This is a genomic window from Nocardioides sp. T2.26MG-1 (assembly GCF_950101795.1).
In the GTDB taxonomy this organism is placed as follows: domain Bacteria; phylum Actinomycetota; class Actinomycetes; order Propionibacteriales; family Nocardioidaceae; genus Nocardioides.
This window is the reverse complement of sequence record NZ_CATNLZ010000011.1, coordinates 1-25,810: the sequence shown is the minus strand read 5'-3', so window position 1 is coordinate 25,810 and position 25,810 is coordinate 1. Positions and strand designations below refer to the sequence as shown.

Sequence of the window (25,810 nt, the reverse complement as noted above, 5' to 3'; positions counted from 1 at the left end):
TACGGTAGTTCCATGTCCGGGGCGGAGGGTGCGGAGAGCCAGGACCAGACGCCCGGCGTCTCCCCGCTCGTGCTGCGGACCCGCCAGGCGCGCGAGCTGACCTGGCGCCTGGTCGTGACGACGGTGGCCTCGTGCCTGCGCCACCGGGTCACCGGCCTGGCCGCGGAGGCGGCGTTCTTCGCGGTGGTCTCCGTGCCCCCGCTGATCTTCGCGCTCGCCGGCGCCATCGGCTTCGTGACCGACCAGTTCAGCGCGGCCCAGGTGGAGGACGTCCAGCAGGCCGTCATCGACCTGTCCCGCCGCGCGCTCACGGACGGCGCGGTCGACCGGATCATCGTCAAGACGATCGAGGACGTGCAGAAGGGCGGCCGGTTCGACATCATCTCGGTCGGCTTCGTGCTCGCCCTCTGGTCGGGATCCCGCGCCCTGAACGTCTTCGTCGACACCATCACGATCATGCACGGGCTCGGTGGCAGCCGGGGGATCGTGAAGACCCGGGCGCTGTCCTTCCTGCTCTACGTCCTCGCACTGGTCACCGGAGTCGTCTCGATCCCGCTGGTCGTCGCCGGGCCGGACCTGGTCTCGGAGTGGCTGCCGGACAGCGCGGGCGTCCTGATGGCGTTCTACTGGCCGATCGTCATCGTGATCTGCATCTGCTTCCTCGCCACGCTCTACCACGTCTCCGTGCCGGTGCGGACGAACTGGAGCTTCAACCTCCCCGGCGCGACGTTCGCACTGGGCTGCTGGATCGTCGGGTCCGGCCTGCTGCGGTGGTTCCTCACGGTCACTGCCGCCGACTCCGGGTCGATCTACGGGCCACTCGCCGCCCCCATCGCGGTGCTGCTCTGGCTCTACCTCGTCTCGATCGCGGTGCTGATCGGGGCGGCCGTCAACGCGGCGTTCGACACCGTCTTCCCGCAGAAGGCCACCACCCGCGCGAGACTCGAGCTCGTGCAACGGCTACGCCGCCTCGGGACGCGGACGGGCACAGACTAGATTCACCCCCGTGGCAGACGACTCCAGCGACATCACGGTCGGCCGGGCGGTCGGGAAGCTCTCCCTCCCGGACCAGGTGCGCTCGCCGTGGTGGGAACTCGGACGCCGGTTCCTGCTCGCGCTCGCGATCCTGGTCGGTACCGTCCTGCTGGTCTACCTGGACCGCCACAACTACCGCGACGGCAACGACCCGACCGGGAGCGTCGACCTGGTCGACTCGATCTACTACACGACGGTCACGCTCAGCACGACCGGGTACGGCGACATCGCCCCGGTCGCTCCGCACGCCCGCATGATCAACGCGTTCGTCGTCACCCCGCTCCGCATCGCGTTCCTGGTGCTGTTGATCGGGACCACCCTGGAGGTGCTCGCCTCCCAGGGCCGCGAGCTGTTCCGCATCGCCCGCTGGAGGAAGCACATGACAAACCACGTCGTCGTGGTCGGCTACGGCACGAAGGGCCGGGCCGCGGTCGACACGCTGGTCAACAACGGCCAGGACCGCGAGTCGATCGTGGTGGTCGACCCGGGCGCCGAGGCGCTCCAGGAGGCGCACGCCGACGGGCTGGCGGTCGTCACCGGCGACGCGACCCGGCAGGACGTCCTGCGCCGAGCGGGCGTGGGGGAGGCGAGCCAGGTCATCATCACCACCAACCGCGACGACTCCAACGTGCTCTCGACGCTCACCGTGCGCCAGCTCAACCCCGAGGTGTGGATCGTCGCCGCCGTCCGCGAGCAGGAGAACGTCGCGCTGATGCGGCAGTCGGGGGCCAACTCGGTGATCACCTCCTCCGACGCGGTCGGCCGGCTGCTCGGGCTGTCGTCGCTCTCGCCCACCCTCGGGTCGGTGATGGAGGACCTGCTGACGTACGGCGAGGGGCTCGAGGTGGCCGAGCGCGACCTGATGGTCAGCGAGGTCGGCAAGCCGCCGCAGAGCCTGCCCGACCAGGTGATCGCCGTCGTGCGCGACGAGAAGGTCTACCGCTACTTCGACCCGGTGGTCACCCAGCTGGCCCGGGGTGACCGGCTGATCGTCGTACGTCCGGCCAAGGAGCTGCCCTGGGCGCCCCGTCCCGGCACGCACGACGAGGACCTCGCCACCGACGAGGACTGATCTGCAGCGCGTTCCGGCGGGCCTGCGTACCGTGGAGGCGACGCAGGGCTAGCCTGCACCTCACACAGGTGGGGACCTAGTGGGGGGTGGGGAGGCCGGGCGACCGGATGGAGACGCATGCACGCGTGCCCCTCGGGGTAGCCGTCGGGCTGGCCGGGTGCTGGGTGCTGTTCGCGCTGATCGTGCGCGAACCCGCCCTCGACAGCCCCGGGTTCGCGACGGTGTGGCCGGCCGGCGGCGTCGCCGCGCTCTGGTTCCTGCTCCGGGCGGCGCGGCCGCTGAGCATCGACACGGCGCTGCTCGCCGCGGCAGCCGTCGGGGTCAACATGGTCCTCGGCGCGGACCCACCGCTCAACGGGGTGTTCACGGTCACCAACGTGGCGCAGACGCTCTTCGCCGCGTGGCTGCTGCGCCGGTGGTGCCCCGGGCTCTGGGGCTGCGGCGGCGACCGGCCGCTCGACCGCCCGCGGATGCTGCCGCGCTTCGGCACCGCCCTCGCGGTGGCGAGCGCCGCCGGTGCGCTGCTTGGCACCGCGGGTGCGGCCCTCGTCACCGGCCAGCCCGACGTGATGGCCGGTGTGCTGTTCTTCGGCCGCAACCTGGTGAGCGCGCTGATCGTGGTCACCCTCGGAATCGTCCTCGGGCACTGGTTATCCCGGCCCCGTCCGCGGCCCTCGCTGCTGCACGATGCGACGGTCGTGGAGCTGGTCGCCGCGACGGTGTTCACCGGCGCGATGTACGGGCTGGCGTTCGCCTTCGACGCCCTGCCGCTGGTGTTCCCGTTGCTGGGCGCGACCGTCTGGTTCGGGCTCCGGTTCTCCACGGTGGTGGGCGCCGCGCACTCGTTCGCGGTGGGCGTCGCCACCCAGACGCTGACGATGACCGGGGTCGGTCCGTTCGCTGCGGTCGAACGCTCCGACGTGGGGTCCCTGCTCGCCGAGTTCTACATCGCCACGATCGTCGTCACCGGGCTCGCGCTGTCCACCGGCCGCGACGAGCGGCAGGCCTTGGCGGTCGAGCTGCGGCGTACGCAGCAGGAGGCGGTCTACCAGGTCAGCATCCGCGAGGCCGTGATCGGGTCGATGACCGAGGGCCTGTTCGTGCTGGACGACACCGGCGAGCTGCTGGTGCACAACGCTGCGGCGGCCGAGATCTTCGGGCTGCCCGTCGCCGGGCTCACGTGGCAGGAGCTCGCCACGCGGTCGGGGCGGTGGGTCGACGGCGTGCCGATGTCCGAGGCGGAGCGGCCCTCGGTCCGGGCCCTGACGGGGGAGGCGGTCCACGACGCCGAGCTGCTGGTCAAACGCGGCGACGGGACGGACGGAGTCGTCTCGGTCTCGGCGATCCCGCTGCCGCGCGACCAGCTGCGTGGCCGCTCGCGCGCGCTCGTGCTCTTCCGCGACATCTCGACCGAGCACGCTCGCCGCGAGGAGCTGGCCACCTTCGCCGGCGTGGTCGCCCACGACCTGCGCAATCCCCTCGCCGCGATCGACGGCTGGACCGAGATGCTCGCCGACGAGCTCGACGCACACACCCTGACCCCCGACCTGACCCGTGAGTTCGTCTCCCGCGTCCAGTCCTCCTCGCGCCGTATGCACCAGCTGATCCGCGACCTGCTCGCGCACGCCACCAGCGGGCAGCGCGACCTCGAGGTCGGCCAGGTCGACATCGCAGAGCTGGTCGGCGAGGTGGCTGCCGCGCGGCACGCCGAGCTCCAGGTGAGCGTCGAACCGGTCCCGCCCGTGCTCGCCGACCCGGTGCTGATGCGGCAGGTGCTGGACAACCTGGTCGGCAACGCTCTCAAGTACGTCGCACCCGGGGTCGAGCCGCAGGTCACCGTCCGCGGCTGTCGCAGCGACACCCGGATGGTCACGGTGAACGTCGCTGACAACGGCATCGGCATCCCGCCGGGGGAGCAGGAGCGCATCTTCGAGGAGTTCCACCGGGCACACGAGCGCGACTACGAGGGCAGCGGGCTCGGCCTGGCGATCGTGCGGCGGATCATCGCGCGCCACGACGGCACGATCGTGGTGCGCCCGAACCCGACCGGCCAGGGGTCGGTCTTCGAGTTCACCCTCCCGGCGTACGACTGACGCTGGGCGGGTCGGCCGCCACCAGCCGGAAGACCACGTCGAGGCCGCTGAGGGTGGACAGCCGGCGGAACGACGGGCTGGCGGCCGCGAGGTCGAAGGTGCCGTCGCAGGCACGGACGACGGCTGCGGCGCGGGCCAGCTCGCTGAGCGCGGCGATGTCGACGAACGGCGTCTCCCCGGCGTCGACCATGATGCTCAGGCAGCCGCTGCGCATCGCGTCGCCGACGCGGTAGCCGACCTGGGCGGCGGAGAACACGTCGAGGTCACCCCGGACGGCGACGAGCGCGCTCGGGGGCGAGAGGTGACACCGTACTGCTGGCTCCATGGGGTTCCTCCCGGTTGCCCTCGACGGTACGGGTCGCCCGAGCCCGGCACCACACCCTTCCGGGCCGGCCCGTTCGCTGCCGGCGGCCCGGGGATTCCTCCAGATTCCTTCAACCGGCTTCGCCGGAGGCCGATCTCTGCCTACAGTCGTCCTGGATCGTGTCGGTGACCCGAGACGCCGGTGTGATCCTCCTCCGGGAGACGGAACCCGGGGAGCGCTACGTCGACAGGGAGGCGGCTCGAGGTCGTCGCTGCCCTCGGGCCACTCCCTGTCCTCGCGCTCCGGTGCCCGTTCGGGCCCGTTCGCGCAGGCCGATCGCCGGCCCTCTCGGTCGCAGGTCCCAGGGTCCCAGGACCATCGACCCTCCTGCGTCATCGCCGCAGCGCGCAGGCTGGAGGCAGAGGACGGAGGTGGAGTCATGCAGCTCCCTTGGCAGTCGCGCCCGCGCGCGCCGCGCCCGCAGGTCGAGCCGATCCGACTCGACCCCGCCGCCGACGTCGAGGTCCAGCGCAGGCTGGTCGGCCGGCTCACCGGCGAGCAGCTGACCGCGGCCTGGTACCTCTCCAACGACGCCCTGAAGGCAGCCCGGGACCCCCGCCGCGCCCAGCAGCTCGTGGTGCTGCGCGGTCTGATGCTCGACGCGCTCGAGCATCGCGACCCGGCCCGCTACAACCGCTGGCTGCGCGCCGGCGGACCGCCGGTCGAGGCCCGTTAGTCGAGTCGGCCATCGTGGGCATCCCGCCCGCGTAGGCTGGCGCCATGTCTCGGACGACGACTCGGATGACGTCTCGGTGGGTCGTCGCGGCCGCGCTCGGTCTCGCCACGCTCAGCGTTCCTGAGCTCGTGGCGCCAGCGACCGCGGCGGGGGAGACCTGTCGCGAGATAGCGGCGACGATCGTGGGTGTTCCCGAGGGGAGCGTCGAGGGCACCCCGGGCGACGACGTCATCGTCAGCAACGGCGCGACCAGAGTCGACGCCGGTGGCGGCGACGACCTGATCTGCACGACGAACACCGCGGGGCGGGTGTTCGTGCTGACCGGCCCGGGCACCGACGTGGTCGACCGCAGTGGCGACCTCGAGCCGACCGACCCGTCGGTCTCCGGCACCATCGAGCTGAGTGGCGCTGACCAGTTCGTGGGCGGGCCGGGCCGCGACGAGGTCTGGGACGTGAACCCCACCACCGGCCGCATCGCGACCGGCGCGGGCCACGACGACATCCGTATCTACGCGGGCACGACAGACCCGCACGTCGAGATCGACGGCGGTGACGGCAGGGATTCCCTGTCGCTGGGGACCCGCCTCCACGGACGGTGGACGATCGACTTCAGGACCGGCGCCCGGCCCACCTCGCCCCGGACGGTCACCGGGGTCGGGCTGGAGACCTTCGCCGGTGGGACGGCTACCCGTCGCCACCAGGTCGCCGCGAGGGACGAGTACCGGTTCTTCGGCACCGCGGCGGAGGAGTTCGTGCACATGCCGGCGGCCCAGGTCCGCCTGATCCGCTTGGGCGGTGGCGACGACGTCGCCGATCTGGAGGTGTCCAACAGGAGCATCCAGCCGAGCGGGCGAGCGCCGCTCATCGATGGCGGGGCCGGCACCGACGAGATCTCGGTCGGACAGTGGGTGCGGGTCGAGGTGCTCATCGACCTCGCCACCGACCGTTTCGACGTCGGCTTCGGCAACGCCGGTCCGCCGCAGTACCGCATCCCGGGCTTCGAGAACGCCTCCGTCACCACGGCCTCAGCACGGATCGCCGGGGACGCGGGGCCGAACGTCCTCACCACGCTCGCGTGTCCGGAGGTGATGCGAGGCCGGGGTGGCGATGACGTCCTCGTCTTCTCCGGCTACGTGAAGTTCACGAAGACCTGCGAGGAGCCCGGCCAGCGCTTCGCCATGTACGGCGGCCCCGGCGACGACGACCTGCGTGGCTCCTGGCTGGGCAACGACGTGCTGATCGGCGGGCCGGGCGTGGACTCGGCGAACGGCAGCGACGGGTTCGACCGCTGTGCGGCCGAGACCATGACCGAGTGCGAGGCCACGCCGCGCAACCCCCGATCAGCGGGGCCCGCGAAAGATCGAGGCTAGCAGGATCCTAGATCTCCTCGGGCACCATCCGGATCGCGCCGGCCGGGCACTCCGCGGCGCACAGTCCGCAGCCCTTGCAGTAGTCGAGGTCGATCGCGTACGGCGCGTCCGGGTCCCCGGTCTTGGAGATGGCGTTGTCGGGACACACGCCGAAGCAGTTGTCGCACGAGAAGCAGTTGCCGCATGACATGCACCGGCGCGCCTCGTAGAGCGCGTGGTCCGCGTCGAGCGACTGCACGACCTCGTCGAACGTCGAGGAGCGGCGTACCGCCTCGAGCAGCGGACGGTGGGCGCGGGGCGCGTCGGCGAAGTACCAGGTGTTGAGCGCCTCGAAGGCCGCGGGAGACCGCACCTCGGTCCGCGGCGCCGACCGGCCGTGCAGCCAGGCGTCGACGCCGGCCGCGGCGCGGCGACCGTGGCCGATGCCGACGGTGGCCGAGCGCTGGTCGGGCACCATGTCGCCGCCGGCGAACACGCCGGGACGGCCGGTCATCATCTGGTCGTCGACGGTGACGACGCCGTGGTCTACCTCGATGCCGGCGACGCCCTCGAGGAAGCGCAGGTCGGTGTCCTGGCCGAGCGCGAGCACGAGCGAGTCGGCGGGCAGCTCCTCGGTGACGCCGGTGGGCTGGGGGAACCCGGTCTCGTCGAGCTCCATCCGCTCGATGGTCAACGAGCCCTGCTCGACCTGGGTGATCGAGGACAACCAGGTGAACCGGACGCCCTCCTCCTCGGCCTCGCGGACCTCGGCGTCGTGGGCGGGCATCTTGTCGCGGGTACGCCGGTAGACGACCACCGAGTCGGCGGCACCCAGCCGCATCGCGGTGCGCGCGGCGTCGACCGCGGTGTTGCCGCCGCCGTAGACCGCGACCCGGCGCCCCAGCAGGGGGCGCTCGCCGTCGCCGAGCTCGTGGAGCAGGCTGACCGCGTCGACCACGTGCGAGGCGGCGCCGGCCGGGAGGTAGGCGCGCCGACCGATCTGCGCGCCGACGGCGAGGAACGCGGCGTCGTAGCGGCCCTCGCGCATCGTCGCGTCGAGGTCGGTGACCGTGACGCCGAGCTCGAGGCGCACGCCGAGGTCGAGGATCCGTTGGATCTCGGCGTCGAGGACGTCGCGAGGCAGGCGGTACTCCGGGATGCCGTAGCGCATCATCCCGCCGGCCTTGGGAGCCGACTCGACGATCGTGACGGCGTGCCCGAGCCGCGCGAGCTGGTAGGCCGCCGACAGACCGGAGGGCCCGGCGCCGACGACGAGCACCCGCAGGCCGCTCGAGGGGTGGTCCACGCTGACCGTCCAGCCCTGCCGGAGCGCCTCGTCACCGAGGAAGCGCTCGACGGAGTTGATGCCGACGGCCTCGTCGACCTGGCCGCGGTTGCAGCCGGTCTCGCAGGGGTGGTAGCAGATCCGGCCCATCACCGCGGGGAACGGGTTGACCTCCATGATCTTGCGCCACGCGCGCTCGTAGGCGTCACCGCCCTCCTCGGCCTCGTAGAGCCAGGTCCGGACGTCCTCACCGGCCGGGCACCCCTGGTTGCACGGCGGCTGGTTGTGCACGTACATCGGGAGCTCGGTGCGCCAGGAGCCGGTCTTGTTGGCCCGGCTGGTGCCCACGTCGAGCGTGATGGCGAACGGGTGGTCCATGTCAGTCGCTCCCGGTTCCTGGCTCGGTGGCGGTCGGGGTCTCGGTGTCGGCGTCGATCAGGCCGAAGCGGGCGATGTTGCGGTCGGCGCCGGCCTGGATGCGGGCGACCAGATCGGGCCGGGCACGCTTGCCGAACAGGTGCGCGAAGCGCCCCTGGAGGCGGAGGTACTCCTCGACGGGGACCTGGCGGCGGATCGGGGTGACGGCGGTGACCTCGCCGTGCTCGGCCTCGAAGACGGGGAAGATCCCCGACTGCGCGGCGAGCCGGGCCAGCTTGATGGTGTCGCTGGGCCCCGCCGCCCAGCCCAGGGGGCAGGGGACCAGCACGTGGAGGTAGCGGGCGCCGCGGATGCTCATCGCCTTCTCGACCTTGCGCTCGAGGTCGCGCAGGTCGGCGACGGTCGCGGTGGCGACGTACGGGATCTCGTGCGCCATCGCGATGAGCGGCGCCGACTTGCCCTGGCCGAACGAGTTGCCCGGCTCGGGCCCGGCGGTGCCGGTGTTGGCGGTGCGGGCCGCGGCCGGGGTGGCGCCGGAGCGCTGGACGCCGGTGTTCATGTAGCCCTGGTTGTCGTAGCAGACGTACAGCACGTCGTCGTTGCGCTCGAACATGCCCGACAGACAGCCGAACCCGATGTCGACGGTGCCGCCGTCGCCGCCCTGCCCGACCACCCGGGTGTCGCGACCGCGGGCCCGCAGGCCGGCGGCCATGCCGGCTGCGACGGCCGGGGCGTTGCCGAACAGCGAGTGCAGCCAGGCGACCTGCCAGGAGGACTCCGGGTAGGGGGTCGAGAAGACCTCGAGGCAGCCGGTCGCGTTGGCGACCACCACGTCGCCGCCGGCCGCTCGCATGGCCGCGTCGAGCACGTAACGGGCGCCGAGCGCCTCGCCGCAGCCCTGGCAGGCGCGGTGGCCGGAGGTGATCGAGTTGGCGCGGTCGGGGTGCGCCTGCACCGAGCGCTGCTCGAGGTCGAGGAGTCGGTTGCCGGCAGCGAACGTGCCGACCTGGTAGAGCTTGAGATCCGTCACGGGGCCGGTCATGTGGTCCCCCTCCAGGGTGTGCCGGCCCGCTCGAGCAGGTCGTGGTCGAGGTCCAGGAAGTGCAGCTCGTGCTGGTCGAGCCGGCCGGCGAGGACGTCGTCGAGCAGCCGGCGCAGCGAGACGCGGGTGACCGGGCGGCCCCCGAGGCCGGCGACGACGTCGTACACCTCCGGGCCCTGGCCGTGAGCGGAGCGGAGTGCGAGACGGACGTCCTGGCCGACGATGCCGCCGACGCCGGGCGCGAACGCGCGCTCGACGACGACGACCGTGCGGGCGGATGCGAGGGCCTCGCGGACCGCGTCGGCCGGCCAGGGGCGGAAGCAGGAGATGCCGAGCGACCCTGCGGCGACCCCCTCGTCGCGCAGTGCGTCGACGACCTCGTTCACGCCGCCGAGCACCGAGCCCAGGGCGACCACGATCACGTCGGCGTCCTCGGTGCGGTACGGGCGCACCAGCCCGCCGCTGCTCCGGCCGAAGGCGGACTCGAAGTCGGCGGAGATCTTCGGCAGCTCCTCGAGCGCGGCGAGCTGCTGGTCGTGCATGAGGTAGCGGACCTCGGTGAAGGCCTCGGGGCCCACCATCGAGCCGATCGTGATCGGGTCGGCCGGGTCGAGGACCTGACGGGGCACGAACGTCGGCAGGAACGCGTCCACCTGCTCCTGCTCCGGGAGGTCGACGTCCTCGACGGCGTGGGTGAGCACGAAGCCGTCCATGCACACCATCACGGGCAGCGAGAGCCGCTCGGCGAGCACGAACGCCTGCACGTGCAGGTCCACGGCCTCCTGGTTGGAGGCGGCGAACAGCTGGACCCAGCCGGCGTCGCGCTGCGACATGGAGTCGGAGTGGTCGTTCCAGATGTTGATCGGTGCCCCGATCGCGCGGTTGGCGACGGTCATCACGATCGGCAGGCCGAGACCGGAGGCGTTGAAGAGGGCCTCGGCCATGAACAGCAGTCCCTGGCTCGCGGTCGCGGTGTAGGTGCGCGCCCCGACGCCCGAGGCGCCGATGCAGGCCGACATCGCACCGAACTCCGACTCGACCATGAGGTACTCGCAGCCCTCGAGCTCGCCGTTGCGGACGAAGTCGGAGAGGGCCTCCACGATGTGGGTCTGCGGTGAGATCGGGTACGCCGCGATCACGTCCGGACGGCACCGGGCCACGGCCTTGGCGACCGCCTTGGACCCCTCCAGCTGCTCAAACATGGCAGATCACCTCGAACGCTCGGGTGGCGACCTGGACGTTCGCCTCGATGATGGCCGGGGTCAGGACGCCCTCGAAGCGCTGCCGGATCGCGGTCGTCACGGCGTCGAGCGTGACGACGCCGGTGAGCGCGGCGAAGGCCCCGAGCAGCGCGGTGTTCGGCATCGGTCGGCCCAGCAGGTCGCGGGCCATCTCGGTCGCGGGCAGCGTCGCCGCGCGCCCGGGGGCGAGCCAGTCGACGTACCCCTCCAAGCCGATGTCCGCGAACGACCGCGAGGTGTTCACGAGCAGGTACGTGACCGGGGTCGCGCCCTCGAGCACGGCGAGCACGTGCAGCAGGGTCGGATCCTGGATGACCAGCGCATCCGGGACGGAGATCGGCTCGTGGAAGCCGATCGGGAGGTCGTGGATGCGGCAGAAGGACACGACGGGGGCGCCGGTGCGCTCCGACCCGAAGGTCGGGAACGCCTGGCCATGCTGGCCCATGTCGAAAGCGGCGGCGGAGAGCATCTCCGCCGCCGTCACGACACCCTGGCCACCTCGGCCGTGGAACCGGACGTTGAACACGCCATTACATTCGTCGCGCCCGCTTCGACGGCGCAGGGCCGAAGGTCCCCCAGGCTGGCGACGTTCTGCCCCTCGTGCCCGGAGCGCCGGCCCCGTGGGACGGACGTCCCTCGTTCGGCGCACTTTCGGCCCTGCCGACCCGGTCGGCGCGGGCGGATCGTGAGGGCATGACAGGCACACCGGAACGGGTCTTCGAGAGCCGGGCGCGGCGGCGCTACCGCGTGTTGTGGAACGCCGTGGTCGTCCTGCTCGTCGGCGTCGGCATCGTGGCGGGCTCCGTCGCGATCGGATGGGCGCCGCTGGCCGGCATCACCGTGTGCCTGGCGGTGCTCGGGGCGGCGTTCGGCGTCGCCTGGGTCGAGCCGGACGGTGACCGGCGGGTCGCCGGCTCGGTCGGCGCGCGGTACGGCGCCGCCGGTGCCGTGGTCGTCGCCGGGTTCCCCGCGATCGTCGACGGCTGGACCGCCGTGGTGCTGGTCGGCATGACCGTGACCGCGCCCCCGATCGTCGAGATGGTGCTGCGCAGCCTGCGCGGCAAGGCCGCCACGCCCGCCGTGGACGACCCGACCCGGCTCAGCGAGCGCGACCTGGCCGAGCGGTGGCGCTCGTCGTACGACGAGGTGCACCGGGCCGACGCCTCGGCCGAGGAGCTGCTGCAGGTCGTCGCCGAGCGCGGCCGGCTGCTCGACGAGCTCGAGCGCCGCGACCCCCGTCGGTTCCGGGCCTGGCTCGCCGAGACCGCCGAGACCCGTCCGGGCCCGCGTCCCGGCGCCAACCCGGGCAACCAGCCGGGCAGCCAGCCCGGGACTCAGGGCCGGTAGGCCCGGCTCGGCACCACCACGGCGCGTCCGTCGATCTCCCCGCGGGCCAGCCGCGCGTACGCCTCCGCCGACTGGCTGAGCGGGAACGTCGCGGCGTGGACGGTCAGGTGGCCGCGGGCCGCCAGGTCGAGGACCTCGACGAGCTCGGTGCGGTTGCCCCAGTAGGTCGTCTGCACGCTGCACTCGTAGGGCACCCCGAAGAACGAGAACGGCAGGGTGCCGCCGCCCAGCCCGACCACGGTGAGGTCCCCGAGCTGGCGCACCGCCTGGGCGCCTAGCGCGAGGGTCTCGTCCGAGCCCACGAAGTCGAGGACCACGTCGGCCCCGACGCCGTGGGTGAGCTCGCGGACCTCGGCGGCGGTCGCCGGTCCGGGCGTCAGCGCCGCGTCGGCACCGCTCTCGGTGGCCAGCCGGAGGGCCGAGGAGCGCGGGTCGACTGCGATCACGCGGGCGGCGGACAGCGCCCGCAGGATCTGGATCGCGAGGTGGCCGAGGCCGCCGACGCCGACCACCAGGGCCGTCGCGCCGGGCGTCAGCTTCGCGAGGGAGCGCCGTACGGCGTGGTAGGGCGTCAGCCCCGCGTCCGTCAGCGGCGCCGCGGTCGCCGGGTCGAGCCCCTCGGGCAGCGGCACGAGGTGCCGAGCGCCCGGCACCAGCAGGTACTCCGCCATCCCGCCGTCCAGGCCGAGACCGCCGCCGCCGGACGGGACCGGCGCGAGGTCGGGTCGCTCGCAGTAGGTCTCGACGCCCGCGAGGCAGTGCGCGCACACGCCGCAGCCCCACGCCCCGACCACGGCCACCGGCTGGCCCGGCTCGAGTCCGGTGACGCCGGCGCCGAGGGTGTGCACCCATCCCGCGTTCTCGTGGCCCAGGGTGAACGGCGGTGACCAGGGCAGCGCGCCTGGCTCGAACTCGTGCATGAGGTGCAGGTCGGAGTGGCACGCCCCCGCGCCGCCCACCTGGACCAGCACCTCGTCGGCGCCCGGCTCGGGTACCGGCAGCTCCTCGAGCACCGGGTCGGACTTCCACGTGCGCAGCCTGAGCGCCTTCACCACTCCCACCTCCGGTACGAGTCGTCACCCGCAGTGTGCCCGGGGGCGAGCCGGGGCGCAGGAGGCGGCGGGCACGTGCCGGGGAGGAGAAGGTCCCGCCTATTCGGGGATCGGCGGCCCCAGCACCTCGAGGCCGTAGCGCGGGCCGATCTCGGCCCACCGGCCGATCTCCTCGGCCATCGGCCGGCCGTCGCCCTCGGCGGGGATGCGCAGCGCGGTGGCCGGCACACCCACCTCGTCGTAGAGCCGGAGGAGGCCGCCGGGCACGGTCAGCGCCACGAAGCGGGCCGGGTGGTCACCGCGGATGCGGAACGCGTGCGGGAGGCCGCGCGGGAGGTACATGAACCAGCCCGCGGCGAGCTCGAACCTCTCCTCGCCGGCCACGTAGGTCATCTCCCCGTCGAGGAGGTAGAACGCCTCGGCCTCGTGGTGGTGGCGGTGCAGGGGAGTGGCGATCCCGGGCGGCTGGGTGACGACGGCGACGCCCAGCGTGCCGCCGGTGTGCTCGGGCCCGACGAGGTGCTCGAAGATCGAGCCCATCGCCCAGATGCCGCGTCCGGTGCCGGGCTCGCGGGCCACGGCGACGTCGTGCTCGGTGTCGTGCTCGGTGTCGGTGTGCGTCATGGCGACCACCTCAATTGATCCGAACCTGCTTCGGATGAATAGGGGTACGCTAGGCCGCGTGCCCGACCCCGTCAAGCCCCGCCGCTACGTCTCGCCGGCCCGCCGCGACCAGGCGGCGTCGACCCGCCGGGCGGTGCTGGCCGCCGCCCGGGTGCTGTTCACGACCCAGGGCTACGCGGCGACCTCGGTGGCCGACGTCGCCCGCCGTGCCGGGATCTCCGTGGACACCGTCTACGCCAGCGTCGGGCGCAAGCCGCAGCTGCTCCTCGCCGTGCACGACATGGTGCTCGGCTCGGCGGACGAGCCGGTCCCGGCGGAGGAGCGCGACTATGTGCGCCGCATCCGAGCCGCCCCGACCGCCCAGGAGAAGATCCGGCAGTACGCCGAGGCGCTGGCCGGCCTGCTCCCGCAGGTCGTCCCGCTCGACCTGGCGCTGCGCGAGGCGGGCACCCGTGAGTCCGAGTGCCTGAAGGTCCGCGAGTCGATCGGCCGCCGGCGACGGGCGAACATGCGGCTGTTCGCCGCCGACCTGCGCGCCACCGGCCGGCTGCGTCCCGACCTGACCGATGAGCAGGTGGCCGATCTGGTGTGGTCGATGAACTCGCCGGACTACTTCCGGCTGCTCGCCGACGCCGGCTACACCCCGGAGCAGTACGCCGAGCTCGTCGCCGACGTGTGGACGCGGACCCTGCTCGCGCCAGGGGGCTAGCCGGCCGGGCTCACGTGCTCCCGGCGTACCCACTCCAGGTGCGCGCGGGGCCGGATGTTGCCGCCGCCCTCGGCCCACGCGACCAGCGCCTCCCATCGCCCGTCCGGGCAGCGCCGCCAGTCGAGCAGCACGCCGGGGGAGCGGTGCGCCGGGTTGCGGGTGACATTGACCCAGACGTGCCGGGGCGCGGTGTTGCCGCGCTGGCCGGTGTCGCGGTCGGAGGCTCCCACCTGCCCAGAGTAGAACAGGTGTTCGAGTCGAGTGCGGTCCGAGGTCCCAGGACCAAAGGCCCTACGTCACCCGAGGAGGGGCCGGGCGACTCGCGGCTCGGCGGTGTCCCCCGTGAAAGCGTGACGTGTCAGTCCGACGCCTGCACGACCATGACGACCCACGAACGAAATGAGCCGCCTGATGCACGCCCTCGCCCTCTCGATCCTGCCGACGCACGAGACCTGGTTCGAAGAGTCCTCCGCCGGCCACGACTGGGGCTTCTTCCTCTCGCCGCTGCCCCTGGCGCTCGTCGTGGTCATGGTCGCGGTGACCTTCGTGTGGCGCGCGGCGGCCGCCCGGCTGCCCAACCCCGAGCTCGCGGTGCTGGCACGGGTCGGCCGGCTGACCCCGTGGATCCCGCGGCTCCTCGGCATCCACCTGGGTGTCGCGCTGCTCGCGCTGGCGGCGACCGGGGCGTTCCTCACCCCGGCGATCGACGACCTGGACTCGGTGGCGGGCAAGACGCTGCTGCTGGTCGAGGCGGGGCTCGGGATCTGGCTGGTCACCGGCTACCGGCTGCGCCCGGCGGCCGCGCTGGTGCTCGCCTTCGGGCCGGTCCTGGGCGTCGTCTCCGGGCCGGTGGCGCTGCTCGAGTGCGCCAACCTCGCCGCGGTGGCGGCCTTCCTGGTGATCGTGCCCCCGGGTGTCGACCGCCACGGCGCCGTCGCCCCCAGCGCGGACGCCGTCCGGTGGGGCCTGTTCTCGATGCGCATCGGCGTCGGCATCGCGCTGATCGCCCTGGCGTTCACGGAGAAGTTCACCAACCCGGTCCTGGCCCGGATGACCCTGCACGACTTCCCGTCGCTCAACGTCTTCGACCTGGTCGGCATCCCGATGTCCACCGACACGTTCATCGTGGTCGCCGGGTCCGTGGAGCTGCTCTTCGGGCTGCTGGTCATCTCCGGGGCGCTCCCGCAGGTCGCCGTGATGGTCGCTGCCGTGCCGTTCAACGCGACGCTCATCCTGTTCGGTCAGACCGAGCTGGTCGGGCACCTGCCGGTGTACGGCGTCTTCCTCGCCCTGCTGGCCTACGGCTCCGACCCCGCCACGGCGCGGCTGGTGTCATGGCTGCCGTCGCGTCGTACGGCGGACCGCGTGGACCCCGCCAGCGCACCGGCCCCGGTCGAGGTCGCGGTCTGACCTCGAGACGGCTGCTCGTCCTCCCGGCCCCTCGCCGCGCCCTTCGTGGATGCGTCGAGCTTCTCGTCCTCGTCGGCATCCGCCTGACCGCGCACCTCTACGTTCCCGCAAGACAGCGGCGATCCGCTGGCCTGGAGCCAGACGGGTCCGTAGTGTTCTCCCTGAGCCCCGCCGGTGACCCGAGACACCGGCGGGGCTTGCTACGTCTGTGGCTGCTCCGGTGGATCCGGCGTCGGGTCAGGGCTGGCGGGCGATCGCCCGGCATAGGACCGGGTCCTCGTCGCCCCACGGTGCCAACCCGTCCGACTCGACGTCGTAGTCGATCACCCAGCCGCGCTCGCGCAGGTCGGCCAGGAACGCGGCGGCGCTCTGGTAGCGGCGGTAGTGCTTCGGGTGGACCTTCACCCGTTCCTCGTCCTTGTCGGTGCGGAACTCGGCGACGAACAGGTCGCCGGTCCGTGCCTGCGCGTCGATCGCGTCCAGCAGCGCGGCCTGGGTGCGCACGTCGACGGCGTGCAGCACGAAGCGGCTGTAGAAGATCAGCGGACGGTCGACCGCGTCGTCGAGCACCTCGGCGAGCCTGGCCCCGTCCGCCAGGTCGCACACCTCGAAGCGCGCCCCGTCCAGGCCGCCCTGCGCCGCCTTCTCCCGCGCGTGCTCGATGGCCACGCCGGCGCGGTCCAGCCCCAGGACCTTGCGGCCCTGGGTGGCGAAGTAGATCGAGTCCCGGCCGTCGCCGCAGCCGACGTCGATCACGGTGAGGGGGGCCGAGCCCAGGCGGTCCTGCACGAACCGCGCGAACGTCGAGGCGTCGGCATGGACGTTGTGGGCGTAGTAGTCGGCCCAGTAGACCTCGGTGAGCCGCGAGGAGGTCATCACGCCGGTGCGGTCGTTGCCCCGCTTCTCGACACTCCAGATGAAGGCGGTCTTGGGGAGACGCCAGTCCTCGCCGTAGAAGGTCGCCAGCAGCTCCTCGGCGCACACCGGCACCAACGCCGGACGCCCGACGAACTCGATCTCGCGGGTGCCCTTCCAGTCAGCGCTGGTGATCTGCCGCGCACCGGCGTACCCGAAGGGGTGCTGCAGGACGCCGTCGGCGTCGAAGTAGATGTGGAAGATGTCGATGCGGTGCTGGGGCCGGGCCGGGTGGTACACATGGAGTCCGCCGCCCATCGCGCCGACGCGGTAGCCCTTGGCGATCAGCACCTTCGCGATGCTGACCATCTCGTCGGCCGCCTCGGGCCCGGTGGTCGCCGAGCTCACGAAGCTCGTGTCGTAGTCGTTGTCGTGGGCCAGGAAGCCGCCTTCGCGGATCGCCCCCAGCAACGTCCCGTAGGTGATGAACAGGTCGTAGCCGAACTCCTCGGCGAACAGGGCACGCGTCGACTCGTAGAGCGAGCTGACGGCGGACTGCCACACCTCGTCGAGGCGCTTGGAGATCTGCACCACGCCGGTGCGCCCGAGGAGGTGACCCTCGTCGAAGCGCTTCTGGAGGTCCCGCGGCGTCTGGCCGCCGGACCGGGGGGCGCGTAGGAACATGCCGTGCCCGTGGATGGGGAGGACCTGTGAGCCGACCACGACTCGCAGCGGCGTCCCCTTGGGTGCGTAGTCCCAGAGCTGGGAGATCGCGAAGGTGAAGGTCCGGATCTGTCCTCGGCTGTTCCGGCGGTCTCCCTTGGGCGGAGGCAACGACGGCGTGGGGGAGCCCTTGGCGTTCTTGCGGCTGGCAGACATGGCGCCGTCGGGGGTCGCGGTCGTCCTGCTCACCGTCATCGACCCCAGCCGCAGCTCGACCTCAGTCGGCGGGCTGTCGGCAGGCACGGAGACCCACCCGCGCACCTCGCTCTCGGTGAACGCCTCCACCATGCCGCTCAGACGGACTGGTGGTGCGTGCGTGGGCTGCGGCGACCTGCGACGACGAGCTCGGCTGAACAATCTGTACCCCCGGATCGATGAACAGGTGACACCAGGACGTCGCGCTCAGGTCGCTCGGTGTTCACCGGAGTTGATGTCCCAACCTAGCCAGCGTCGGGACGTGACCGCCGCAAGGGCGCGCGGTCTGGGCCTCGCCGTGCGCAGGGCGTCAGTCCGGCAGGCCGGTTTGCACCCGGAAGTGACCGAGCCCCTGCTGCGCGATCGCAGGTCAGGGGCTCGAGTACTGGTGGGCGATACTGGGTTTGAACCAGTGACCTCTTCCGTGTCAAGGAAGCGCGCTACCACTGCGCCAATCGCCCGGGTCTTGAGTTAGTGGGGACTGCGTGGAGGTGGGTACGGGATTTGAACCCGTGTACACGGATTTGCAGTCCGTTGCCTCGCCTCTCGGCCAACCCACCACGGAGGCCAAACCAGGGAGAGACCTCTCCGAGCGGACGACGAGGCTCGAACTCGCGACCTCAACCTTGGCAAGGTTGCGCTCTACCAACTGAGCTACGTCCGCTTGCGCTCCGATCCGGACTCCCGGTCGGCGTGCGTGAGAACAGTAGCCGATGCCCCAGACCATGCAAAATTCACCCCCCGGACCGCGCGTCGTCGCCCCGACGGGGGCCGCCGAGAGCGCCAGGTCCGCCTCCTAGAGTGGGCCGCATGCGTGCCTGGATCAACGGTGACCTGCTGTCCGACGCCACTGCACCGGCGGTGTCCGTCACCGACCACGGGCTCACCGTCGGCGACGGGGTGTTCGAGGCGATCAAGGTGGTCGACGGCCGGCCGTTCGCGCTCGACCGGCACCTCGCGCGGCTGCACCGCTCCGCACGCGGGCTCGGTCTGCCGGACGTCGACGAGGACGCCGTACGCCGCGGGATCGCGGCCGTCCTCGAGGGCGAGCCGCTCCCGCTCGGCCGCCTCCGGATCACCGTCACCGGCGGTCCCGCCCCACTCGGCTCGGGCCGCGGGGACGCGGCGCCGACGGTGATCGTCGTGCTGGACCGGATGTCGGCGTGGCCCGACACCACGAGCGTCGCGACCGTGCCGTACCCCCGCAACGAGCGGGGGGCGCTGGCCGGGCTCAAGACCACGTCGTACGCCGAGAACGTCGTCGCCCTCGCCGCCGCCCGCGAGCGCGGGGCGAGCGAGGCGATCTTCGCCAACCTTGCCGGCCACCTGTGCGAGGGCACCGGATCCAACGTCTTCTACGTCCTCGACGGCGAGCTGCGCACGCCGACGCTGGCGAGCGGCTGCCTGGCCGGCGTCACCCGGGCGCTCGTCCTGGAGTGGTACGGCGGGCACGAGGTCGACGAGCCGATCGAGGTGGTCGAGCGGGCCAGTGAGGTCTTCCTCGTCTCCACGACCCGCGACGTCCAGGCCGTGGCGCGGTGGGACGAGCGTGAGCTGCCCGCGCCGGGACCGGTCACCACCGAGGTGCGCGAGGTCTGGCGCCGCCGGGAGCCCGAGCTGCTCTGAGGTCCTTGGCGCCGTCGGGCTACCCGGCGGGCGAGGTGCGGGTGATCTCGGCGACCAGCTCGTCGAGGTCGATGGACTCCGCGCCGACCGGGACCATGGCCAGGGTGCGGGTTAGGAACCGGTAGAGCTCGTGGGTGTGCAGCTGCGTCACCAGGCGACCGTCGGGGGAGTGGAGCTCCATCACGACCGCGGCACGCCCGTTCTCGTCGATGCTGGGCCACAGCTGGATGTCGCCCTCGCCCGCGGGGTCGGTGAGCCCCTGCAGCAGCAGGTCGCGGCCGACCGCCCACCGCACCTGGTCGCGCGGGCTGCGGAAGGTGATCCACACGGCCCACGGGTCCGCTGCGTCGTACTCGAAGGTGGACGGGAGGTCCACCGAGCGTCCCGAGGCGTCGAGGCACTGGAGCGTGAGGTCCTGGGAGAGGACGCGGGTCTGCGGCTGCTGGGTCACGGTGAGGGGACGGGCCGGTCACCGGTCCGTGACGCGGTTCGCGCGAGCTCGCTCGGGGGTGTCGGGCACCGGTTCGGGGTGGCACCGAATGTGAACCGACCCGATCCGTGCGCTAGAGTCTCCGACCGCACCGCCGTTCGCGGCGGTGCGCCATCTCGGGCGATTGGCGCAGTGGTAGCGCGCTTCGTTCACACCGAAGAGGTCACTGGTTCGAACCCAGTATCGCCCACCGAGAAAGCCCAGGTCAGACGGTCTTGGCTTTCGCTCTTGCGCACGAATCGCGCACTCGTTCCCTGACGATTCCCTAGAAGTGCCCGCGGTGCGATGTCCGCGGGTTCAGGCACCATCGGCGGCGTGGACGACCTCGAGACATCACCTGACGGGCACGTTGACGGCGAGTGGTGGGAGCAGTGGCACCCTGCTGGCTGCTCGCGGATCGCGGCTAGGTTCCGCTCCAGCGCCAAGGAGCGGCCCGAGCACGCGGGCGTCTTCGAAGAGTGCGCGCAAGATGCCGAGCGCCGTGGAGCGCTGCTGGCTCCGGTGGCTGCAGAGCTCGGCCGTGCCGGGCTGGACGTCGTCTTCAGGCTGGCGCGGGACAGGCCGAGCAACGTCACCGCCGAGCTCGTCGACGTGGTGAGGGCAGTGCTGGCTACGCCGCCGCAGCTGCCTCGAGTGTGACGCCGGGGAACAGCGGCACGGTGGTGACAGTTGGTGAGGACGCCAGGACGGCGCCTCGCAGGCCAGGCCACACGCAGGAGGTTGGGGCAGGTAGCGACCCAGCAAGGTCCAGTCGGGGCAGCGACGTGTGGTGGGAGCAGAACGCGTGCCGCGGGTTGTCCCGCCACGGGTCCGCTGCCGGCGAATGGCGTCCGGGGCACTGCGCGCACGATCTATGAGCGCAGCACACAAGACGTGGCTGCAGAGTGTGGTCCCCCCGTTCTCATGGAGTCGACATGTCCGATCTGCTTACCTACCGCGTGGAGTACCCGGACGGGTCCATCCGAGCGTTGTGCGGCGTCGACTGTGCTGAGACGTACGTGGCGGTGACCGGCACGCCGGGCCGGCTCCTGAAGTCGAACCCCAGGCGCATCAAGACGTCATGCATGGCGTGTGCCTCGTGCGGAGAGCTTGTCGCCAAGCCGCCTACCGGGGGGTGTGTAATGCATCCCGACGGCGACTGCCCGGACTTCCACCCACTCGCGACGATTCGTGCCCTGGCCGCCGTGCAAATGCTCCAGGAACGCTCGAGGCGGTTCCTCCCGGCGCGCGGGTTCGAGGATCTGGAACGAACTGCGGAGGGACTCTGGGCCATCGGCCTCGAGGGCACTGCCGAGCGGCTTGCCGGGAAGGTCTGGGACCTCAAGGCCGGCTGGCTGTGACAGACAACGCGGTCACGCGGCCAGTGACAAGGGGGGCAGCGGATCGAGACCACGGGCTCGACTGGTTCGAGAACGTCGGCCTGGACGCGTCGATGGCGTCCCTGGAGCGCCTGTGGCGCGCCTACCGGGAGACGAGGGCTCGCCTGGAAGCGTCCAGCGACGCCGAGGAAGTGTCCCTCGCGGTCGCCGTCAACATCGACCGGCTCTTGACGGTGCGTCGGGACGTCCGGACAGACTGGCCGATCGACGCGGTTGAGCACTGGCGTCGGCTGGTGCGCGGCGGGATGACACCTACACGCGCTCGGCAGGCGGTCATCTTCATCTATGACCCCGGATCCGCCTTGACGGAGGGCCCGACCTCCAGTTGGGCGCCACGACGACCAGGGTGGTGGCCCAGCGTGCAACTGCGACGTGGCCGCACCGGCGATGGAGCGCCCGTGAGGGTCTGCCGACCGGCGGCGGACTGCTCTCAGCTGGCACGACGCATGTGGGCGTACGGGTCGAGAGCCGCGAGCTGTTCGCGGATGCTGGCTGCCGGCCTCGCGTCCCGACGCAGCTTCCGCCTCGCAGCCGCGGGCGCAGCCGGCGCACTGGCCGGCCCGGCCGCGAGGACCGCGGCCGGTGTCCGGACCGGAGCCAGCTCGGTCCGGCCGACAGCGGCGAGCTCGACGGGGTCGAACCGCAGCCCGCGGCCCACACGACGCGCCGGCACCTTCCCTTCGCGGACCAGCCTGTACAGGTAGTCGACGCTGACGTCGAGGTACTGAGCGGCTGGTCCGGACTTGATGAGGGGGGTCACGGAGCGGACGGTGCAGGCGCCACGAAGTCGGTCAATCACCTTCGTATGGGCGGCGTCTGGCGCTGCGGCGTCGGCGCAAGCCGGCACCCGTCGCCCTCATCGAGGACTGCCGAAGGGCGGCGTCCACAGGTCTCGCCGCCGGAACCTCAATCGGGTTGATTGGGGTATTCGAACTGGTAGGGGTAGACGGCGACGTACCGGTCACCGTCTTGGGTGGTGTAGTCGACGTTCACGCTGTTATTGCGGCTGACCGTGCGGCTCACCGGTTCGGCCCGCAATGTAGGCCCGATGCGCAGCACGAGCACCGGCGCCGACCCACCCTTGGTTGGAGGCAGGCAGTAGCCGTCGGCCGGTTGGTAGACGTCGCGATCGCGGGCGGGCTTGAACTCGAGGTAGTTGGTGCTGGGCTGGATGAACGCACCGCGGAAGGCGAGCGGTGATGCCTTTGGGTCTGGGACGAGTGTGACGGCGTTAACTCGAACGGCGGTCGTGCCCTTGTTGAAGAGCTCGATGACGCCGGCGTCTTGGAAGGTGCCTGGCGGGATGTAGGCCCGCCCGAACGTCACCCCGTGTTGATTGCGGAGCTGTAGCGGCCCGCCGGCCGTGGTCTGTCCCGAGCCCGGGCCCTCGGGGCAGGCGGACGCATCCGCCGTGGAGGAGGGTGGCGGGGCCGGCGGGTCGCTGTCGTTGCCTCGGCAGCCGGCGCTCAAGAGCAGGGCCGCCGCCGTCCCTATGGTGATGGCAGACCGCGTCAGCCGTGGCACGGGCGGTGTGGCTGGCAAGGCTCGGCCGGCGGCGGAACGAAGTCGACGTACAGGGCTGATGACTTTGCGATGGTTTCGGCGTTCCCGCCGGAGCAGAACCTGTGGACCTTCCCGCCCTGGTTGAAGGTGACGTTGATGCCAGTCTCGCTGCCGTAGCTGGCGGTCACAGCGAGCGAGCTACCTAGTGCGCCCGCCGACACCGTCGAAGAGTACGTGACGCCCTCGGACGTCTTGAGGTACTTCTGGTCGCGGTTCGTGAACCGGATGGCGTGTGCCCGACCGGAGTTGCACCCCTGGAATCGGGCCTGGTCCTTGTTGACCTCGCCGGTCCACTCGCCGGAGGACTCGGTCACGCACTTCCCGGTGTTCAGCGAGCCGCCGAAGTAGGGGTTGTAGTGGTAGCAGGTGTACTGGCTGGTGACGGCAAGCTCCGGGCGTACCAGGATCGCGCGGCGAGGCTTCGCACGAGTCGCCTTCAGCACCTTGCCGGACTCGAAGGTGCTGACTCCTTCGATGGCGATCTCGCCAGCTGCCTTGTAGCCGCCCTTGTCGACGCCGATGACTGCCTTGATGCTGTTCACGCTCGAAGACTTGATGGTGTAGTTGGCTTCCATGTACCGGGCCGCCTGCACGAACATCAGTCCAGGCCCGCGCAGCACCGTGTCCGTGGCGGCAACACCCGTCGCCACCGTGCCACCCCCGCGAGCGCTCGGTCGCGCGGAGACGGTCTCATCGGTGACCTTCGCAGCAACGAATCCCTTGGGGATCGTGATGGTCGGCTTGGAGTAGTGGCCGGCCGCGATCCGCATGTACCAGGGTCCGTTGCCTCCGCGTAGGTGGGTGAGGACGTCCACGTTGAGCCGGCCGGTGTGCCGGCGGGCCACGGACGCGAGAGTGCTGGACCGGCAGATCTTGATGCTGAAGGCGCCGGTGCGGCTGGTCTTGCCGCCACCGAGCGGCTGGTCGCGCTTGTGCAGGAAGACGGCGATGTCGTGTCGCTTCAGTACCTTCCCACCCCCAGTCACCGCCTTGCCGCGCACGTACATCGGCGAACACGCCGCTTCGGCTGGACCCGCGATGGCCAGCGGCATGAGCGCGGTGGCTACAAGCAAGAGCGCCCCGAGCGCGGCCGCCAGGTGACGCCGAACGCCGACAACAGGCTGGATCGAGATGAGTTTCGTCCTTCCCCCGAGATGGAATGTCGGGTACCTGCCCGTTGGGCAAGGAGTCCAAACCGACTATCAACAGGGGTGCACGCGGCGGTGATCGACCGGCCGCTAACGTCCCATCGAGACGCCCGGCACCTGGGGTCGCACCGTACCCGCGGGCGCCGCCTCGCTGCACTGATGAGTGAGTGATCCGGGTGCGGGTCCCGCGGCAGGGGGCGACCCAGCACAACTCGCTTCCGCGGCGCGAAATCCCGGCGGACTGTCGGCTGGACTGGGACCATCGGGCGGTGGCCGTCCGCAGAGAACGCAACGAGTCCCGGACCTACGCGCTGGTCAGGCTGTACCTGGAGGACGTCCGGGAGATCGAGCGCGTGCTGGCCGACCTCGGGCCGGACACCACCACGGTCGAGGTCTCCAACGGCGAGTGGGAGGCGGCGACGGTCGCGGAAGTCGCCGAGAAGGGCGGGGGGGCCGTTCAGCGAGTTCTCGATCCGCCGCTCCGGCCCGGGGCTCCTGTCGTTCGAGACCCACGGCTCGGTGACACGCGTCTACGTCAGCGACACGGACGACCTGCGGCTGCGCGGGGCCTTCGAGAGGGTCGACTCAGTGGTGCGCGCCGGACGGCGGCCGTGGTACGTCCGCTGGTGGTACTCGGCCCCGGCGTTCGGGATCCTCGGCAATGTCGCCCTGGCCGGGCTCGCGGTCGTCGTGCTCGCCGTCCTGGGCGTCGACTTCCCGGTTTGGGTCCCGGCGGCGTGCGCCGCGGTGGCTGCGACCGCCGCGCTCGGCGCTGCGCACGTGTACCGGACCACTCTGCGGCGCAACGGGCTGGTGTACCTCGTGCCCCGGTCGGCTCGGCCGAACTTCCTTCAGCGCAAGGGCGACGACCTGTGGCTGCTGGTGATCGGTGGCATCTTCGGGGCCGTCGTGACCGTCCTGGCGGGTCGGCTGGCGGGCTGACGGATCGCCTCGGCCCCTCCGCGGTCGAGCGCGGACTGGCGCGGCGCCGTACGGCGCGTCGCGCGACTTCGGCCAGTTGGCTCCCAATGGGGAAGGGCGCGGGGACCTGGTCAGGCTGCTGGCGTACTCAGGCATGCGCTGGGAGGAGCAGGCTGCGCTGCCGGCTGCGCTAGTCGCACCATCGAAACGGACCATCTGGGTCCGCGACACCGCGACTGAGTCCGGCGGCCGGCGCAACCACCGGCACAGTGAGGGCAAGACCCTGGCCGCGCTGCGCCACCTGATCCTGGTCGACCAGGCGCTGCCGGTGGTCCGCCGGATGAACGCGATCCGCAAGCGCGGAGCCGAGCTCGAGCCGGAGCGCGAGGCTCGCCGGCAAGCGCGTGCTGCCAGGACCGGCCGGCCGCCGAAGCGGGTGCCGGCCGTGCAACGCTGGACCCTGCTGATGTGCGGCGAGGGGGGCGGGTTCCAGTCCTACGGGCACTGGCGCAAGCACCTCTACGTCGCCCAGGCGAAGTGCGGTGTCGAGTACGACGCACACGACCTGCGTCACGTTTGCGCGAGCGTCCTCTATGCGGCGGGGGAGGGCCCGAGCGTCATCACCTCGCAGATGGGTCACGAGGACGAGCGGACCACCAGACGCATCTACCGGCACCTGTTCGCCGTCGACCACACCGAGGTCGCGCGCCGCGTGTCGGCGAAGATCGCCGCAATCACCGAGGCCGAGCGGGCCGCCGCGGAGGACGCGGCCGCCGCCGAAGACGGCGGCGCTGGCGGTACGGTGGCCGTGGAGCCAGACGACGACTGGTTGTGAGAGCAGACGTTCCAGATCGGCGTCGTCCTTACCCGTCCGCTGGTGGGGAATGGGGGCGGATTCCCTAGGGATTCCCTAGACAGAGTGACACGCAACCGCCTGGAACCACCCAGAAAGCACCCGATCTGACCTGCGATAACCGTTCCCTGGAGCGTCGTCAAGCCACGCTCAGGACCTGAAAGCGCTTCGTTCACACCGAAGAGGTCACTGGTTCGAACCCAGTATCGCCCACCAGCGTTGTTGCAGGTGAGAGGCCGGTTTCCCACTCAGGCCTGACTCGTGCCACTTGACCGTGGATCGGTGACCGTTGTGGCGTCTTCGCAGGTGAGCGCGTTGCGGCGTCGCTGATTGACACACCCCGGGGCTCGGTAGGGTCCGGCCGGTGGTGTTCGTGCGGA

Annotated in this window: 26 protein-coding genes and 4 tRNA genes; 14 read left to right on the top strand and 16 right to left on the bottom strand. The window is 71.5% G+C overall.

The genetic code is table 11. From position 1 onward, the window contains the following. Window positions 1-12 precede the first annotated feature (12 nt). The 3 genes from QQZ14_RS09625 to QQZ14_RS09615 all read left to right on the top strand — a co-directional run bounded on the left by QQZ14_RS09625 (window position 13) and on the right by QQZ14_RS09615 (window position 4,200). Window positions 13-996, top strand: a complete 984-nt coding sequence (locus tag QQZ14_RS09625; protein ID WP_284534041.1) for a YihY/virulence factor BrkB family protein — start codon at window positions 13-15, stop codon at window positions 994-996. Between the two features lie 10 nt (window positions 997-1,006). Further along, window positions 1,007-2,107: a potassium channel family protein gene (locus QQZ14_RS09620; protein WP_284534040.1), complete on the top strand. Its 1,101-nt coding sequence runs from the start codon at window positions 1,007-1,009 to the stop codon at window positions 2,105-2,107. A gap of 125 nt (window positions 2,108-2,232) precedes the next feature. Continuing rightward, window positions 2,233-4,200, top strand: coding sequence for an ATP-binding protein (locus tag QQZ14_RS09615; RefSeq protein ID WP_284534039.1), 1,968 nt, complete (start codon window positions 2,233-2,235; stop codon window positions 4,198-4,200). Here QQZ14_RS09615 and QQZ14_RS09610 read toward each other — a convergent pair. After that, window positions 4,178-4,525 (bottom strand): STAS domain-containing protein, encoded by a 348-nt coding sequence (locus QQZ14_RS09610; RefSeq protein WP_284534038.1) that lies wholly within the window; start codon window positions 4,523-4,525, stop codon window positions 4,178-4,180. The genes QQZ14_RS09615 and QQZ14_RS09610 overlap by 23 nt on opposite strands. A 418-nt stretch (window positions 4,526-4,943) precedes the next feature. Between QQZ14_RS09610 and QQZ14_RS09605 the strand changes: the two genes are divergently transcribed. Together QQZ14_RS09605 and QQZ14_RS09600 are read left to right on the top strand one after the other, a co-directional pair. Continuing rightward, window positions 4,944-5,240 (top strand): hypothetical protein, encoded by a 297-nt coding sequence (locus QQZ14_RS09605; protein WP_284534037.1) that lies wholly within the window; start codon window positions 4,944-4,946, stop codon window positions 5,238-5,240. A 65-nt stretch (window positions 5,241-5,305) separates the two neighbouring features. Further along, window positions 5,306-6,610, top strand: coding sequence for a hypothetical protein (locus QQZ14_RS09600; RefSeq protein WP_284534036.1), 1,305 nt, complete (start codon window positions 5,306-5,308; stop codon window positions 6,608-6,610). Window positions 6,611-6,617: 7 nt separating this feature from the next. Here the strand turns inward: QQZ14_RS09600 and QQZ14_RS09595 are convergent, their stop codons facing one another. The 4 genes from QQZ14_RS09595 to QQZ14_RS09580 are packed head-to-tail and all read right to left on the bottom strand — an operon-like array spanning window position 6,618 to window position 11,061. After that, window positions 6,618-8,252 carry an NAD(P)-binding protein gene (locus QQZ14_RS09595; protein WP_284534035.1) on the bottom strand — a complete coding sequence of 545 codons (1,635 nt, stop codon included), beginning with the start codon at window positions 8,250-8,252 and terminating at the stop codon, window positions 6,618-6,620. Between the two features lies 1 nt (window position 8,253). Further along, the gene (locus QQZ14_RS09590; RefSeq protein ID WP_284534034.1) at window positions 8,254-9,294 is read right to left on the bottom strand and encodes a thiamine pyrophosphate-dependent enzyme; all 1,041 of its coding nucleotides are present in this window, start codon (window positions 9,292-9,294) and stop codon (window positions 8,254-8,256) included. Then, complete coding sequence (locus tag QQZ14_RS09585; protein WP_284534033.1) at window positions 9,291-10,496, bottom strand: transketolase C-terminal domain-containing protein; 1,206 nt, start codon at window positions 10,494-10,496, stop codon at window positions 9,291-9,293. Before QQZ14_RS09585 ends, QQZ14_RS09590 begins: the two co-directional genes overlap by 4 nt. Next, window positions 10,489-11,061, bottom strand: a complete 573-nt coding sequence (locus tag QQZ14_RS09580) for a 2-oxoacid:acceptor oxidoreductase family protein (protein ID WP_284534032.1) — start codon at window positions 11,059-11,061, stop codon at window positions 10,489-10,491. The genes QQZ14_RS09585 and QQZ14_RS09580 overlap by 8 nt, the downstream gene beginning before the upstream one ends. Window positions 11,062-11,228: 167 nt before the next feature. Here QQZ14_RS09580 and QQZ14_RS09575 point away from each other — a divergent pair, with 167 nt between their 5' ends. Further along, window positions 11,229-11,882: a hypothetical protein gene (locus QQZ14_RS09575; protein ID WP_284534031.1), complete on the top strand. Its 654-nt coding sequence runs from the start codon at window positions 11,229-11,231 to the stop codon at window positions 11,880-11,882. Here QQZ14_RS09575 and QQZ14_RS09570 read toward each other — a convergent pair. Then, window positions 11,870-12,934, bottom strand: a complete 1,065-nt coding sequence (locus QQZ14_RS09570) for an NAD(P)-dependent alcohol dehydrogenase (RefSeq protein ID WP_284534030.1) — start codon at window positions 12,932-12,934, stop codon at window positions 11,870-11,872. The genes QQZ14_RS09575 and QQZ14_RS09570 overlap by 13 nt on opposite strands. Window positions 12,935-13,033: 99 nt before the next feature. Beyond that, on the bottom strand, window positions 13,034-13,558 hold the full coding sequence (locus QQZ14_RS09565) for a cupin domain-containing protein (protein ID WP_284534029.1): 525 nt from the start codon (window positions 13,556-13,558) through the stop codon (window positions 13,034-13,036). A gap of 58 nt (window positions 13,559-13,616) precedes the next feature. Between QQZ14_RS09565 and QQZ14_RS09560 the strand changes: the two genes are divergently transcribed. After that, window positions 13,617-14,267: a TetR/AcrR family transcriptional regulator gene (locus QQZ14_RS09560; RefSeq protein ID WP_284534028.1), complete on the top strand. Its 651-nt coding sequence runs from the start codon at window positions 13,617-13,619 to the stop codon at window positions 14,265-14,267. On the opposite strand, the gene QQZ14_RS09555 is transcribed toward QQZ14_RS09560, so the two are convergent. Beyond that, window positions 14,264-14,497, bottom strand: a complete 234-nt coding sequence (locus tag QQZ14_RS09555) for a hypothetical protein (RefSeq protein WP_284534027.1) — start codon at window positions 14,495-14,497, stop codon at window positions 14,264-14,266. The genes QQZ14_RS09560 and QQZ14_RS09555 overlap by 4 nt on opposite strands. Before the next feature lie 181 nt (window positions 14,498-14,678). On the opposite strand from QQZ14_RS09555, the gene QQZ14_RS09550 reads away from it, so the two are divergent. Further along, window positions 14,679-15,677, top strand: coding sequence for a hypothetical protein (locus QQZ14_RS09550; RefSeq protein ID WP_284534026.1), 999 nt, complete (start codon window positions 14,679-14,681; stop codon window positions 15,675-15,677). A gap of 237 nt (window positions 15,678-15,914) precedes the next feature. Here the strand turns inward: QQZ14_RS09550 and QQZ14_RS09545 are convergent, their stop codons facing one another. From QQZ14_RS09545 to QQZ14_RS09530, 4 genes are all read right to left on the bottom strand, one after another. Beyond that, window positions 15,915-17,543: a class I SAM-dependent methyltransferase gene (locus QQZ14_RS09545; protein ID WP_284534025.1), complete on the bottom strand. Its 1,629-nt coding sequence runs from the start codon at window positions 17,541-17,543 to the stop codon at window positions 15,915-15,917. Window positions 17,544-17,836: 293 nt separating this feature from the next. Further along, window positions 17,837-17,911 (bottom strand) — tRNA-Val (locus QQZ14_RS09540). Window positions 17,912-17,936: 25 nt separating this feature from the next. Then, window positions 17,937-18,010: transfer RNA gene (locus tag QQZ14_RS09535), tRNA-Cys, on the bottom strand. 31 nt (window positions 18,011-18,041) lie between these two features. Further along, window positions 18,042-18,114: transfer RNA gene (locus tag QQZ14_RS09530), tRNA-Gly, on the bottom strand. 146 nt (window positions 18,115-18,260) lie between these two features. Between QQZ14_RS09530 and QQZ14_RS09525 the strand changes: the two genes are divergently transcribed. Continuing rightward, the gene (locus QQZ14_RS09525) at window positions 18,261-19,076 is read left to right on the top strand and encodes an aminotransferase class IV (RefSeq protein ID WP_284534024.1); all 816 of its coding nucleotides are present in this window, start codon (window positions 18,261-18,263) and stop codon (window positions 19,074-19,076) included. Between the two features lie 19 nt (window positions 19,077-19,095). Here QQZ14_RS09525 and QQZ14_RS09520 read toward each other — a convergent pair whose 3' ends face one another. After that, complete coding sequence (locus QQZ14_RS09520) at window positions 19,096-19,527, bottom strand: SsgA family sporulation/cell division regulator (RefSeq protein ID WP_284534023.1); 432 nt, start codon at window positions 19,525-19,527, stop codon at window positions 19,096-19,098. A gap of 157 nt (window positions 19,528-19,684) precedes the next feature. Between QQZ14_RS09520 and QQZ14_RS09515 the strand changes: the two genes are divergently transcribed. The 3 genes from QQZ14_RS09515 to QQZ14_RS09505 all read left to right on the top strand — a co-directional run bounded on the left by QQZ14_RS09515 (window position 19,685) and on the right by QQZ14_RS09505 (window position 20,906). Further along, window positions 19,685-19,756: transfer RNA gene (locus QQZ14_RS09515), tRNA-Val, on the top strand. 125 nt (window positions 19,757-19,881) lie between these two features. Then, complete coding sequence (locus QQZ14_RS09510; RefSeq protein ID WP_284534022.1) at window positions 19,882-20,205, top strand: hypothetical protein; 324 nt, start codon at window positions 19,882-19,884, stop codon at window positions 20,203-20,205. 275 nt (window positions 20,206-20,480) lie between these two features. Then, window positions 20,481-20,906: a hypothetical protein gene (locus QQZ14_RS09505; protein WP_284534021.1), complete on the top strand. Its 426-nt coding sequence runs from the start codon at window positions 20,481-20,483 to the stop codon at window positions 20,904-20,906. A gap of 469 nt (window positions 20,907-21,375) precedes the next feature. Here QQZ14_RS09505 and QQZ14_RS09500 read toward each other — a convergent pair whose 3' ends face one another. The 3 genes from QQZ14_RS09500 to QQZ14_RS09490 all read right to left on the bottom strand — a co-directional run bounded on the left by QQZ14_RS09500 (window position 21,376) and on the right by QQZ14_RS09490 (window position 23,560). Next, complete coding sequence (locus QQZ14_RS09500) at window positions 21,376-21,705, bottom strand: helix-turn-helix domain-containing protein (RefSeq protein WP_284534020.1); 330 nt, start codon at window positions 21,703-21,705, stop codon at window positions 21,376-21,378. Window positions 21,706-21,851: 146 nt separating this feature from the next. Then, window positions 21,852-22,271 (bottom strand): hypothetical protein, encoded by a 420-nt coding sequence (locus QQZ14_RS09495; protein ID WP_284534019.1) that lies wholly within the window; start codon window positions 22,269-22,271, stop codon window positions 21,852-21,854. A gap of 185 nt (window positions 22,272-22,456) precedes the next feature. After that, window positions 22,457-23,560, bottom strand: a complete 1,104-nt coding sequence (locus tag QQZ14_RS09490) for a hypothetical protein (RefSeq protein ID WP_284534018.1) — start codon at window positions 23,558-23,560, stop codon at window positions 22,457-22,459. A gap of 615 nt (window positions 23,561-24,175) precedes the next feature. On the opposite strand from QQZ14_RS09490, the gene QQZ14_RS09485 reads away from it, so the two are divergent. Both QQZ14_RS09485 and QQZ14_RS09480 read left to right on the top strand, forming a co-directional pair. Then, window positions 24,176-24,598, top strand: a complete 423-nt coding sequence (locus tag QQZ14_RS09485) for a hypothetical protein (protein ID WP_284534017.1) — start codon at window positions 24,176-24,178, stop codon at window positions 24,596-24,598. 76 nt (window positions 24,599-24,674) lie between these two features. Next, window positions 24,675-25,412, top strand: coding sequence for a tyrosine-type recombinase/integrase (locus QQZ14_RS09480; protein WP_284534016.1), 738 nt, complete (start codon window positions 24,675-24,677; stop codon window positions 25,410-25,412). The last annotated feature ends 398 nt before the right edge of the window (window positions 25,413-25,810 follow it).